The organism is Rhodococcus (subgen. Prescottella) equi (genome assembly GCF_003013675.1).
Taxonomy (GTDB): Bacteria; Actinomycetota; Actinomycetes; order Mycobacteriales; family Mycobacteriaceae; genus Prescottella; species Prescottella equi.
On the sequence record NZ_CP027793.1, the window covers coordinates 4,767,480 to 4,781,117 of the forward strand.

A 13,638-nucleotide genomic window follows, 5' to 3' on the forward strand; every position below is an offset into this window, starting at 1 on the left:
ACATCATCTCGCTCCATTCGCCCGGTTTCCCTCGAGTGCGCAACGGTAGAGGCGCTCCGCACCTGTGCGCCTTTTTGGTAGCGGGCACCACCGAAAAGGCGCACGGGCGCGCAGCGCCCTTACCATCGAATAGATGACCGCTCCGGCGCTCCAATTGAAATCGCCGCGGGGACGGTGGGTCGTGGCGGCCACCGTTCTCGGCTCGTCTCTGGCAATGCTCGACGGCACCGTCGTGAACGTCGCGCTGCCCCGGATAGGTGAGGATCTCGGCGCGGAGGTCGCCGGCCTGCAGTGGGTCCTCAGCGGTTACACGCTGACGCTGGCGTCCCTGATCCTGTTCGGTGGGGCCCTCGGCGATCGGGTGGGACGGCGACGAGTATTCGTCTGGGGCACAGTCTGGTTCGCGGGCGCGTCCGCTCTGTGCGCGCTTGCGCCGAATGTCACGATCCTCGTGGCGGCACGGCTGCTGCAGGGTGTCGGCGCCGCACTGCTCACCCCGGGGAGTCTCGCGATCATCTCGGCGTCGTTCGACGAGGAGGACCAGGGTGCCGCGATCGGGTTGTGGTCCGGGCTGGGTGGGGTGGCCGCGGCCGTCGGCCCCCTGCTCGGCGGCTGGCTCGTGGAGGTTGCGGGCTGGCGCTCGGTGTTCCTGATCAATCTGCCGCTCGCCGTGGCCGTCGTGTGGGTCTCGGCGCGGCACGTGCCCGAGACCCGGGACCCGCACCCGCCCGAACGCCTGGACGTTCTCGGTTCTGCACTCGCCGCGCTCGCGTTGGGCGCCCTCACGTACGGGCTGATCGAGAGGGCCGTGTGGGCGGTGATCGCCGGGCTCGTCCTCATGGCCGCGTTCGTCGTGGTCGAGAGGCGCTCCCGGTACGCGCTGGTGCCGGGATCGTTGTTCGCGTCCCGCGTGTTCGTCGCCGCCAACCTGGTGACCCTCGCCGTGTACGCGGCGCTCGGCGGTGTCTTCTTCCTGCTGCTCCTGCAGTTGCAGATCGTGTCCGGCTACTCGCCGCTGGCCGCCGGCGTCGCGTCGCTGCCGATCACGGTCCTGATGCTGCTGCTGTCGTCGCGGGCCGGGCGCTGGGCGCAGATCCACGGCCCCCGCATCCCGATGACCGTCGGACCGCTGCTCGGCGCCGGCGGCCTGCTGTTGATGCTCCGTATCGGGCCCGGCGCGTCGTACCCGACCCAGGTGCTGCCCGCGGTGCTGGTGTTCGGACTGGGATTGTCGGCGCTCGTCGCACCCCTCACCGCGGCCGTGCTCGGTTCGGTGTCGTCGGATCAGGCCGGGATTGCGTCGGGCGTCAACAACGCCGTCGCTCGCACCAGCCAGCTGCTCGCGGTGGCTGCGCTTCCCGCGCTCGCCGGAATCGGCGCGGACGCCCTCGCGGACCCTGCGGCATTCGCGTCGGGCTTCCGCGTGGCGATGCTCATCTGTGCCGGGTTACTCCTGATCGGCGCGGTGCTCTCCGCGGTGATGATCCCCCGCAAGGCCGCGGCAGAGGAAACGGCGGGCGAGTCCGTCGCGTGCCAACCGCACTGCGACGTCACCGCGCCCGCCGTCCAACCTCCTACGAACTGACTCGCGGTCAGCCCGCCACCGCGGGCCACACCGGAGCCGTGCTCCACGGGTGCGCGGCCTCGAGCTGCGCCGCGACCCGGATCAGCAGGTCCTCGCGCCCGTGCGCGGCCACCAGCTGGGCACCGAGCGGCAGACCCGTCGAATCCTTGCCCAGCGGAAGCGAAATCGCCGGCTGTCCACCACTGTTGAACGGTGACGTCAGCGCGCCGTAGGCACCGGCGTGCTGCCACATGGCCTCGAGATCCATTGCGTCGAGCACGCCCAGTTCCGGCGTCGGCCGGCACAGCGTCGGGCTCAGCAGCAGGTCGTACTCGGCGAAATACCGGCCGATCTCCCGCCCGGTGAGCTCGAGTGCCGCATAGGCGGCGGCCAGATCGGTGACGGATTGCGACTTGCACCGGTCGTACTGGACGCGCGCCATCGTCTCGAGGTCGTCGTCGCGCAGTTCCCGGCCCAGTTCGGCGAGCCGCTGGTCGATCTCGACGGCCATCGGCGCCGACATCAGGTACTGCATCGCGGCCCCGAGCGCCTCGGGATGGAACGTCGGCGCGGCCGCCTCGACGTGATGTCCCAGCTTCTCGAGCATCACTCCGACGTCGGATGCGACCGCCGCACAATCCGGGTGGACCGGATCCCCGCCCGGCATCGTCGTGGTGATGCCGATGCGAAGCTTGCCCGGATCGGCACCCACCTCGTCGACGTACGGGCGAACGGGCGGCGCGATCCCGAACGGCGCGCCCACTGCCGGGCCCGACGTCAGATCGAGCAGCAGCGCGGTGTCCCGAACACTCTTGGTGACAGCGTGTTCCACCGACAACGGACCGGACAGCGGAGCACCGGACGGCATCCGGCCGCGGGACGGCTTGAGTCCTACCAGGCCGTTGGCGGACGCCGGAATCCGGATCGAACCACCGCCGTCGCTGGCGTGCGCGGCCGGGGCGATACCGACCGCGACGGCCGCGCCCGCGCCACCGGACGAGCCGCCGACGCTGTGGGTGAGCCGGCGCGGGTTGCGCGTCGGACCGAACAGCACGGGCTCGGTGCTCGCGTTCTGGCCGAACTCCGGGGTGTTCGTCTTGCCGATGACCACGAGCCCGGCCCGCCGGTAGCGCGACACCAGTTCGGTGTCCGCGTTCGCGACCCGATCCGCGAACAGCCGGGAGCCGTTGGACGTCGGAAGCCCCGCGACGTCGGCGTGAAGATCCTTGACCAGAAAGGGGATTCCCCGCAGCGGTCCGTCCGGAAGCCCGGCGTCCACCTCGGCGAGTGCTTCCTCGGCCCGCTCGGCAATCACCGCGTTGACGGCGGGGTTGCGCTCCGCGATCCGGTGCAGCGCGAACTCGACCACCTCGCGAGCCGACACGTCACCGTCTCGGATCGAAGCGGCCAGCCCGGTCATGTCCTGACCGTCGAACAAACTCTCGATCGACATACCTGTCCCTCCCGCTCCCCGCGTTTTGCGCACTTATCGCTGAAATTCCGGTGCCCGGAGCGCGATAAGTGCGCAAAACGCGGGAGATATGTGTGTCAGACGTTGTGGCAGGCCACGAAGTGGTCGGGAGCGACTTCCCGGAGCTGGGGCTCCTCGGCCGCGCACCGATCGGTGGCCAACGGGCAGCGGGTACGGAACCGGCAGCCCGACGGCGGATTGAGCGGCGAAGGCAGGTCGCCCTCGATCTGCGGTGTGGCGTCGGCCTCGCCGCGGAGCACGTCCGGGTCGGGAATCGACGCGAGCAGCAACTGCGAGTACGGGTGCTGAGCCCGCTTCTCCATGTCGTGGCTCGGCGCGATCTCGCACACCTTGCCCAGGTACATGACCATCACCCGGTCGCTGATGTTCTTGACCACCGCCATGTTGTGCGCGATGAAGATCATCGTGAGCTCGAACTCGGTCTTCGTCTGTTCGAGCAGGTTGAGGATCTGCGCCTGGACCGACACGTCCAGACTCGACACCGGTTCGTCGCAGATGAGCACCTTCGGCTTGAGCATCATCGCGCGGGCGATGCACACGCGCTGGCACTGACCGCCGGACAGCTCCCCCGGGAGCCGGTCCCACACCATGTCCGGGTCGAGGCCGACCGCCTGGAGCAGTTCCCGGCCCAGCTGGTCGAGGCGTTCCTTGTTCCGCTGTCCCCACATGCGCGGGCCCTCGGTCACCAGGTGCTTGACCTTGCGGCGCGGATTGAGCGACGAGATCGGGTCCTGCATGATCATCTGCATCTGCGCCCGGATCTTGCGCAGCGCAGACGGACTGAGCGTGGTCAGCTCGATTCCGTCGATCTCCACGCTGCCCGACTTCGGTGCCGGCAGCTGCAGCACGGCGCGTCCGGCAGTGGACTTGCCGCAACCGGATTCGCCGACGATGCCGAGGGTTTCACCGGGCAGCAGATCGAAACTGATATCGGACACGGCGTGCACCGTCTGGCCGCGGCCCGCCGGGAACTCCACGACGAGGTTCTCGACCGCGAGCACGGGCCCCTCGTCCCTGCGCAGGTGCGCAACTCCACTTCCGGCCATCAGATGGTCTCCACTTCCAGCTCGCGAACTTCTGTGCCCGCGGCGGCGGGCATCCCGAGGTCGGCCACACCGTCCAGCGGGAAATGGCACGCCACCTCGTGCGGGTGGCGAGCACCGGCGGTGTCCGCGGATGCCGTCAGCGTCGGCACGACCTCCCGGCACTTGGCCTGGGCGTACTTGCACCGGGACGCGAACGAACAGCCCGTGGGCGGCTTCGTCATGTCCGGCAGTCCACCGTCGATCGACTCGAGCCGGGTGTGCGGTTCCTGCTCGAGGCGGGGAACCGCGGCGAGCAGCGCCTCGGTGTACGGGTGCCGGGGGCTGGCGAACAACTGCCGGGTCGGCGCCGTCTCGACGATCCGTCCCGCGTACATGACCGCGACCCGATCCGTCTGCCCGGCAACGACGCCGAGGTCGTGACTGACGAGGATGCCGGCCATGCCCATCTCGGTGCGCAGCGAGTCGAGAAGCTCGAGGATCTGCTTCTGCACGGTGACGTCGAGCGCCGTGGTCGGCTCGTCCGCGATGGTGAGCTTGGGATCGCACGCGAGCGCCATCGCGATCACCACACGCTGACGCATACCGCCGGACAGCTCGTGCGGGTACTGGTCGATCCGCCGCGTCGGCTCGGGAATACGCACCTTGCGCAGCAGTTCGATCGCCCGCTCCCGCGCCGCGGCCTTGTCCAGGCCGAGGTGGGCGCGCAACGACTCGGTGAGGTGGGTACCGATCCGCTTGAACGGATTGAGCGCCGACATCGGGTCCTGGAAGACCATCGCGATGTCGTTGCCCCACATCTGCTGCTGTTCCTTGCGGGTCAGTCCCTGCATGTCGCGGCCCATGAAGTTCACGGTGCCGGTGACGGTGGTGTTGCCGCCGTTCGAGACCAGACCCATGATGGTCTGCCCCAGAACGGATTTGCCGGAACCGGACTCACCGACGAGGCCGAGGGTCTCGCCGGCGTCGAGTTCGAGGGACACCTGCTCGACCGCACGCAACTGTCCACGCTTGGTGCGGAACCTGGTGGACACGCCGTCCACCGTCAGGATGGGTTCGTTGCTACTCACAGTTTCACCTCCCGGGTGCCACCGGTCTTCTTCTGGGCCTTCTCACCGACCATGTTGAACGAGAACACCGTCAGGAACAGGAACACGCCGGGCACCAGGACGATGTACGGGTGCTGCTCGAAGACGTTGCCCTGGCCCTCGGAGATCATGTTTCCCCACGTGGGCGACGGCGGCTGGATGCCGAGGCCGAGGAAGCTCAGCGACGCCTCGGCGACGATCATCACCGAGATCATCACCATGCCGAGCGACAGCAGCGGCAGCGCCACGTTCGGCGCGATCTCCCGCAGCATCACCCGCCATCGTGTGGCGCCCATCGCTCGTGCCGCCAGGACGAATTCGCGTTGGGAGAACACCAATGTGTTCGCTCTGGCGATACGCACCATGGATGGTATGGCCAGCACCGCGAGCGCGAACGAGACGTTCCGCAGGTTCGGCTGCAGGACGGACGCGAGCGCGATCAGCAGGATCAGTGCCGGTACGGCGAGCAGCGAGTTGGTGAGGATGCCCACGACCCGGTCGACCCATCCGCCGAAGTAGCCGGCGAGGATGCCGATCGCGCCGCCCACCAGGATGCCGATCGCGACCGCGGCGACCGCCACGATGAGCGACGACCGGGCGCCGTAGATCGAGCGCGCCAGCATGTCCAGCCCGAAGTTGTTGGTGCCCAGCGGATGCGATGAGAACAAGCTCGGCGACGCGTAACTCTTCGCGCTGAGCGTCTTGGTGGTGTCCTCGTGCTCGGCGAGCGGCAGCAACGGGGCCGCGATCGCGGCGACGATCAGCACCGTCAGCCACGCACACGACAGGATGAACGTCAGGTCGAAGTCGGAACCGAAGCGGGCCAGACCCAGTCGACGTACACCCATGTACAGGGCGATCAGGCCGACCACGAAGATCGCCACCCGCGCGCCCATCACCAGGACCGGCAGCACACCCAGCGCCGCGCAGACGACGCCCACGACGGTCAGGATCGTGCCGATCCGATACAGATTGCGGCGCTCCGCCAGATCCTTCGCGTTCGCCAGCTCCTCGGCGCCCGCGTCGTCGAGCACCCGGCCGGTGAACGCCGGCATGTCGATATCGTCCATCTTGGTCTCAGACATGGGCTCGTCGGCTCCTTGGGTCGAGGTATCCGTAGGAGATGTCGATGACACCGTTGGCGACCACGTAGATGACGGCGATCACCAGGACCGCTCCCTGCACCATCGGCATGTCGCCCTGCTGCGCCGCACGCACGATCAGTGAGCCCATACCCGGAAGGGAGAACAGCGTCTCGACGATGACGGTGCTACCGATCATCGAGCCGAGCACGATGCCCAGCATCGTGATGAGCGAGAACGACGACGGCCGCAGCGCGTCGCTGAACAGCAACCGCGCGTTGGACATACCCTTCGCCTTGGCGACCAGGATGAAGTTCTCCTTGAGCGTCATCACCAGGTCGCTGCGCAGAATGCGGATGAACATCGCCATCTCGAGCAGGCTGATCGTGATCGCCGGCAGGATCGCGTGATACAGGTTCTGCCCCAGTCCTTCCGAGACCCGAACCCACTGCGACCGTGGGAACCATCCCAGATAGTTGACCATCACCATGATCAGCAGCAGACCCGACAGGAAGGACGGGATCGACAGCACACCGAACGTGCAGGCGCTGATAGCGCGGTCGATCCACCCACCCTGATGACGCGCCGAGTACATCGCCAGCGGCACCGCCACCACGATCGCGATGAACAGACCCATCACCGCCAACTGGATACTCACCGGCAGTGCGGCACTTATGCTGTCGGTCACCGGGCCCTGGGGCGGCACCATCGAATTGCCGAGATCGCCCTGCAGCGCACCCGACAACCAATCCCAGTACCGCGTGAAGAAGGGGTCGTTCAGCCCCATGTCCGCACGAGCCTGTGCGTACTCCTCCGGCGAACGTCCCTCACCGAGCATCGCGACGGACGGATCACCCGGAATGAGCGAAACGAGTGCGAACGTGCCGAGACTGACGACGAAGAGCACGACGATAAGCTCGATCACCTTGTCGATCACGGTTCTCGTCATCGGCTCATCGCCTCCTTCCTGTGTTCATGGGCATACCAATCCGATTGTGATCGCCGATCCGGCACTATGATGCGGATTCGGAAGAGAGCCAGGCGTTTCCGAACAGCATGATGCCATCGGCGCTGGGTGTGATGCCGTGCGAGTTCTTACTCCACGGGATGAAGTACTTGCCACTGTTGACCACGAGCATCGGGTTCGTCTCGTTGACGACCGTCTGGATGTCCTCGACCACCGCGAGGCGATCCTCGTCCGTAGGAGCCGTCTGCAGTTTGCCGAGCAGATCGTCCATGGTCGGGTTCGCGTAGCCCAGGACGTTCGACGACGATTCACTGTAGAGATTGCCGTACAGGCGAACGAAGGGCGACTCGTCCAGGATGTTGAATCCGGCGTAGCCGATGTCGTAGTCGTGTTGCGCATACATGCGCTTCACCAGATCGTTGATGCTCGTCGTGTAGACGATGTCGACGGTGAAACCGACGGCCTGGAGCATCGATTGGAAAGCGAGCGCGCTGCTCTGGGTGGCGGGATCGTTCAACCCGACGTAGGTGAGCTTGCCGTCGTACCCGTCGGCCTTCGCCTCGGCGAGATACTTCTTCGCGGCCTCCGGGTCGTAGCCACTACCGGCAACGCTGCCGTGCCACCGCGACCAGTCCTGGAACATGTCACTGCCCGGCATGCCGTAGCCGCCCTCGACACGCTGGTTGAACGTTTCCGGATCGAAGCCGGCGACGATGGCCTTCCGGACCCGTTCGTCCGACGCGGCCCGCCCCTCACGCTGATTGATGTTTCCGACACCGCCCATGTTGACGGTGTAGACGTAACCCACGTCGCCCGCCTCGAGGGCGTTGTGAACGACCTCCGCGCCACGGAGGTAGGCCGCCTGGACGCCGCCGGTGTGCAGGGCGTCGAGCTTGCCCTGCTCGCTGACGATCGCGGGGAACCGGAGCTTCGCCAGGTGCGGCTCACCGTCCCAGTAGTCCGGCCGGGCAGCGAGAACCAACTCGTCCTGCGACGCGAACTTCTCGACCGTGAAGGGACCGGCGCCGATCGGGGTGAACGTGCCCGTGGCCATCGAGGACGGGGCCACGATCATGCCCGGCCCGGTCGTGAACATGATCGGGAACTCGTTCCACGGCTGCTTCAGCGTGAAGACGACGGTCGACGGGTCCGGGGACTGGATGTCTGCGACCGTCGCCTTCCACACCTGCGAGTGCGTCGCCTTCTTGTCCAGGTAGTGGCCGATGCTCCATCGCACCGCCGCCGCATCCACCGGAGTCCCGTCGCTGAACGTCACACCGGGACGCAGCGCGAGGGTCCAGACGGTGTTGTCCCCGTTCGGCGTCAGCGACTGCGCCAGTTGCGGCTGATACTCCTTGGTCTCGGGGTCGTAGCGCATCAGCAGGTCGTAGATCGCCGCCATCTCGCTGCCGCCGGTGGCGCCGCCGTCCTGCCGATCGGCCGGATCGAGACTGCTCACACCGTTGTACGTCGCGTACGACAGCGTGCCGCCCGAAACCGGGTCACCGCCGTCGGACTGCTCGCCCACGAGACCGGTCGTCACGTCGGAGGCGTCGGTCGCCGCACCCGACCCACCACCGGCGCAACCGGCCAGCAGAACTGCAGTGGCGGTGAGCGCGGTCAGGAGAGTCCCGGCCCGAGCCAACGAGGATCGCGTCATTCGTACCTACTTCCGTCGAACTCGAAACGCCACTAGGAAAATGCGGGATCGGTGGTGTACACGACACGACCCGCGACCACGGTCGCGAGGACCGTGATGTCCTTGATCGCCGACGGTTCGACCCCGGTCGGATCGCCGTCCAGCACGACGAAATCGGCGAACCGCCCGGGGGCGATTGCTCCCTTGACCTCGGACTCACCGCCGAGGCAGGCCGCGGATGTCGTGTAGCCGGCCAGCGCAGTCGCGGCGTCGATGCGTTCCTCGGGACCGAGGACCTCGCCGCCTCGCGTGACGCGATTGACCGCGGTGTGCATGGTGAACAGCGGATTCACCGGGGTGACCGGGCTGTCGCAGTGCAGCGCGAACGGAACCTGTGCCGAACTGATCGACGCGAGGGGGCTGATCCGGCTCCCCCGCTCCGGCCCGAGGAACCGATCGCGATGCCGATCTCCCCAGTAGTAGACGTGATTGACGAACACCGACGCCGACACACCGAGATCGCGCATCCGTCGGATCTGGTCGTCACGAAGAGCCTGAACGTGCTCGAGCCGATGCTGCAGTCCGCCCGGTAGCGGAGTTCCGCCCGCGGCAGCGAGTGCCTTCTCGATCGCGTCGAGCGCGAGATCGATGGCACGGTCGCCGTTGGTGTGGATGGCGACCTGTCGTCCTGCCTCGTGGCAGCGGCGCACCATCTCGTCCAGATCTGTGGGCGGGATCGCCATTTCACCGCAGTGGCAACCGCCGAGATCGTGGTAGGGCTCGGTGAGTGCCCCTGTGTGCAACTGGATCGACCCGTCCGAGATCAGCTTCACGCCACCGATCTCGAGATGGTCGTGGGCATCGGCGTCGGAGTCGTCGCCGACCGTGAAGCCCTCCAGTGTTCCGAACCCCGCGTACAACCGGGCCCGGAGCGGCAACTCCCCCCGGTCGAGCAGCCGCCGGTAGGAGTCGATCACCACGGGGGTGACGAACATGTCGTGGAAAGTCGTGACGCCGACCGAGGCCATCCGGGCCAGCGCTCGGCGCAGTCCCTCGTCCAGTTCCTCACCCGTGGGCATCGAGTCCTCCGGACTCACGACCAGGCGCATCGCGGGAATCTCCCGGAACTCGCCGGTCGGCTCGCCGGCAGGATTCCGGACGACGACGCCGCCCTCCGGTTCTGCCGTGTCCCGGTCGATTCCCTTGCTCCGCAGCACGAAGGAGTTCACGTACAGCCCGTGACCGGACAGGTGCCGCACCACGATGGGATGGTCGACGCTGGCACGGTCGAGGTCGGCCGCGGTGAGTCCACGGTCCTCGGCGACCAGGCTGTCGTCGAACCCCGACGCGGAGACGGGCTGCCCTGCGGGAGTCTCAGCCGCGCGCGCCGCCAGTGCGTCGATCAGCGACCCGATGTCGGGGCACGCGTCCGATCCGGCATCGACGTTCACACTGTTCATCCCCGACATGTGCGGGTGCACATGGGTTTCGATGAAGCCGGGCACGACGGTGCGGCCGCCCAGGTCGATCACCTCGGTGGTCGGTCCGGCCAGCGCGCGGATGTCCTCGTCCGACCCGACGGCCACGAACTTCCCGCCCGACACCGCGAAAGCGGTGGCAGCCGGTGCGCCCGGAGCCGGCACTACGACGCCCCTCACGTGGATGCGGTCGATGACCTCGACATCCCTGGTCGTCGCACTCCGGTCCAACGTTCGACTCCCTCGTGAGATGTGGATCACATAGCGTTTTGAAGAGGCTAGCGCACAATAGAATTCATGTCATTATCCGGGTCGGGGCTACTCTCCAGTAGCTTTCCGAGGCTCCCCGCCACCCGGACGGAGCGGCATCCGACGGCGTCAGTCGGTCGACAGGTGCGCACCCACCGACGTCACGATGCGGTACCGCTCCGCCGGGTGCGTGTGAATGCCGACAGCCTCGAGTGCACCGTTCGCATCGACGTGCCGATGCGTGACAACCAGTGCGGCACTTCCCTTCTCCGCATCCAGCGCATCCGCCAGATCGGATGCGAGAAGCGTGCCGGTGACGACCTGCTCGATGCGCTGACGCACCAGATTTGCGATGCCGAACCTTCCCGTCAGCACCATTCGGCGATGCGGCAGATCCGATCTCAGGTACACCTCACTCCAGCAGAACGGCGGCATCACCGACCCCCGAACCACGCGTGGCCCTGACACCCGATACCACTCGGAACCGACCGGAACACCGACACGTTTCGCCAAGTTGCTTTCCGCGACAATGATTTCCGACGACGGGTCGGTAATCCGCGTGCGCTCCACGAACGCGAGCATGCCGAGACTGCTCGTCACGAAGGCCTGGTGCCCCACGACCGGTTCCGGCGACTCGACCGTGGTCCCGGCGCCACGGCGCCGGCTGATCATTCCCGCATCTTCCAGATGCTTGAGCGCCTGCCGCACCGTGCCCCGGGCGAGGGATCGGGTCTGACACAGTTCGAGTTCGGTGGGAAGCTTGTCCCCCACCGCGAACTCTCCCGACTGGATCCGAGAGATCAGATCCTGCGCGAGCAGCACGTGCTGCGGGTCGGTCACGGAACAGAGGCTCTCCGCCCGTCCCACGACACGGATAACGCGCGAACCACAAGGTACATCGAGAGGTCCCTCCCGTATCACGCCGGCCGTTGTCGGTCGCCGAAGTCCTCACCACGGGCAGCGGAAGGCATCCGCGACCGGGGCGAGAACTTTGTCTATACAAAGCTGTGTTCCGGACAATCTAGGACACCTATCTTGGTTCCACAAGAGTTTCGGTGAAATTCATTTCGGTCGGGTCCGCGAGTCTGCGGAGCCACCCGCGGAGCCCCGCCCGAATCGCTCCCCTTTGCTAACGAATACCGGTGCAACGCTGCGGAATCACCAGTTCGCCCGATTCCTTGTGGACGCACCGCAGGGCGGCTAGAGTCCGTTTCTGCAACGACCCCGACTGCACCGAATTCCGGTGCGATCGTCCTCTTCGACCGGGCAACCAGCCCCGTCGACTCAGAGATCCCATCGATCATCCGGGCGGGCCATCCGGCTCGTACCGACTGGCAGGCGTCGACCCCGACCGTGGAGGTTGGTACATGAAGAAGTATTCGAGAAGGCTCGCCCGAACGATGGCCGTCACGGTCGTCGGCGCGGTCGCGCTTGCCGGCTGCGCGTCGTCGGAGAGCTCCGACTCCAGCAGCGGATCCGGCGCAACGACGACGGCGTACGGCATCCTGGGCGACCAGGGCGACGGCGGCACACCCGTGTCGGGCGGAACGCTGAGCTTCGCGTCCTACGCGCCCGTCACGAACCTCGATCCGGCAGCGACTCAGCCTGCCGGTGCCACCGGTGGCACCGAGATGGCTGCCGTCTACGACGTTCTGATGCGATACGACTCGCAGTCCCGGAGCTTCGAGCCGCAGCTGGCGAAGTCGTTCGAGGAGAGCCCCGACTTCCTGACGTGGACGCTGAAGCTCCGCGACAACGTCAAGTTCAGCGACGGCACCCCGATGGACGCCGCGGCCGTCGTCGCGAGCATCGACCGCTACAACCAGCGACGTGGCGCCAACTCACAGGTCTACACGCAGATGGTCGCGAGCAATGTCGCGCAGGATCCGTCCACTGTGGTCTTCACCCTGAAGCAGCCGTGGCGCACCTTCCCCGCGATGCTCGCCTACGGTCACGGCATGATCGTCTCGCCCACCGCACAGCAGGGCGACAAGTTCACCCCGATCGGTGCGGGTCCGTTCACGCTCGTCAGTCTCCAGCCGCAGCAGGAGCTGCAGCTGAAGGCGAACCCCGACTACTGGGGTGGCGCGCCGAACCTCGACGGCCTGAAGTTCGTGGGGATCGCAGGTGAGCAGCCCAAGGTGGACGCGCTGAAGTCCGGCGGCATCGACGCGGCCTACCTGCGCAACGCACAGACCGTGAACGCGGCGAAGGCCGAGTTCCCGGGCTACGTCGACACCACGAGCATGTCGATGGTGGGACAGCTCAACAACGCTCCCGGCCGCCCCGCCGCCGATCCCCGCGTCCGCCAGGCGATCGCGTACTCGATCGATCCCGAGGTTCTCAACCAGCGCGTGCGCGCCGGCGAGGGCATGCCCGGCACCGACATGTTCCAGCCGTGGTCCGAGTGGTACGGCAACGTCAACGGCATCACCCCCGACGCCGCCAAGGCCAAGGAACTCCTCGACCAGGCGAAGGCCGACGGCTTCAACGGCAAGATCACCTACGTCGGCGTCAACGATCCCGACGCACAGCAGCTCGCACTCGCGGTGCAGGCACAGATGAACTCGATCGGCTTCGATGTCGCGCTCGAGTACACCAGCAGCATCACCGACATGGTCAAGCGCCTGTACATCGATCGCAACTACGACATGAGCTTCGGCGCGTACAGCATCGCGGACGTCGCTCCCGAGATCCGGCTCTTCAGCTCGCTGTCGAGCACCTCGACCAACAACATCCTCGGCTACAAGAGCCCGGAGATGGACGCCCTGCTCGGCAAGGTCCTCTCGGCTCCGGACGAGACCGCCAAGCGGGAGGCGATCGTCGACATCCAGAACCTGGTGAACACCGATCAGCCGTTCCTCTCGTGGGGCGCCGGCGTCAACTACGTCGCCTGGTCACCCGACGTGTACCGCGCCAACCCGACCGTCGACGGAATCATTCTGTTCGACAAGGCATTCAAGAAGAACTGATCGCGGCACAGCCCGCGACCGAACGGGGATGCCCCCGCCACTCCCACGAGTGGCGGGGGCATCC

The 13,638-nt window shown here is 66.8% G+C and carries 10 protein-coding genes; 2 read left to right on the forward strand and 8 right to left on the reverse strand.

What is annotated here, in order from left to right:
• The first annotated feature begins 133 nt into the window (after positions 1–133).
• Entirely contained in the window at positions 134–1,585 is a 1,452-nt protein-coding gene (locus tag C7H75_RS22065; protein ID WP_064058661.1) for an MFS transporter, read from the forward strand.
• A gap of 7 nt (positions 1,586–1,592) precedes the next feature.
• Here the strand turns inward: C7H75_RS22065 and C7H75_RS22070 are convergent, their stop codons facing one another.
• The 8 genes from C7H75_RS22070 to C7H75_RS22105 all read right to left on the reverse strand — a co-directional run bounded on the left by C7H75_RS22070 (position 1,593) and on the right by C7H75_RS22105 (position 11,442).
• Positions 1,593–3,017, reverse strand: a complete 1,425-nt coding sequence (locus tag C7H75_RS22070) for an amidase (RefSeq protein ID WP_084847705.1) — start codon at positions 3,015–3,017, stop codon at positions 1,593–1,595.
• 95 nt (positions 3,018–3,112) lie between these two features.
• Positions 3,113–4,102 (reverse strand): ABC transporter ATP-binding protein, encoded by a 990-nt coding sequence (locus C7H75_RS22075; RefSeq protein ID WP_005517287.1) that lies wholly within the window; start codon positions 4,100–4,102, stop codon positions 3,113–3,115.
• Positions 4,102–5,169 (reverse strand): ABC transporter ATP-binding protein, encoded by a 1,068-nt coding sequence (locus tag C7H75_RS22080; protein WP_005517286.1) that lies wholly within the window; start codon positions 5,167–5,169, stop codon positions 4,102–4,104. Before C7H75_RS22080 ends, C7H75_RS22075 begins: the two co-directional genes overlap by 1 nt.
• Positions 5,166–6,272 carry an ABC transporter permease gene (locus C7H75_RS22085; RefSeq protein WP_005517284.1) on the reverse strand — a complete coding sequence of 369 codons (1,107 nt, stop codon included), beginning with the start codon at positions 6,270–6,272 and terminating at the stop codon, positions 5,166–5,168. Before C7H75_RS22085 ends, C7H75_RS22080 begins: the two co-directional genes overlap by 4 nt.
• Positions 6,265–7,218, reverse strand: coding sequence for an ABC transporter permease (locus C7H75_RS22090; RefSeq protein ID WP_005517283.1), 954 nt, complete (start codon positions 7,216–7,218; stop codon positions 6,265–6,267). Before C7H75_RS22090 ends, C7H75_RS22085 begins: the two co-directional genes overlap by 8 nt.
• A gap of 64 nt (positions 7,219–7,282) precedes the next feature.
• Positions 7,283–8,896 carry an ABC transporter substrate-binding protein gene (locus C7H75_RS22095; protein WP_005517282.1) on the reverse strand — a complete coding sequence of 538 codons (1,614 nt, stop codon included), beginning with the start codon at positions 8,894–8,896 and terminating at the stop codon, positions 7,283–7,285.
• Between the two features lie 32 nt (positions 8,897–8,928).
• Positions 8,929–10,584: an amidohydrolase gene (locus C7H75_RS22100; RefSeq protein WP_005517281.1), complete on the reverse strand. Its 1,656-nt coding sequence runs from the start codon at positions 10,582–10,584 to the stop codon at positions 8,929–8,931.
• A 147-nt stretch (positions 10,585–10,731) separates the two neighbouring features.
• Positions 10,732–11,442, reverse strand: a complete 711-nt coding sequence (locus tag C7H75_RS22105; RefSeq protein WP_013417369.1) for a GntR family transcriptional regulator — start codon at positions 11,440–11,442, stop codon at positions 10,732–10,734.
• Positions 11,443–11,969: 527 nt separating this feature from the next.
• On the opposite strand from C7H75_RS22105, the gene C7H75_RS22110 reads away from it, so the two are divergent.
• Positions 11,970–13,574 (forward strand): ABC transporter substrate-binding protein, encoded by a 1,605-nt coding sequence (locus C7H75_RS22110; RefSeq protein ID WP_037084846.1) that lies wholly within the window; start codon positions 11,970–11,972, stop codon positions 13,572–13,574.
• Positions 13,575–13,638 lie beyond the last annotated feature (64 nt).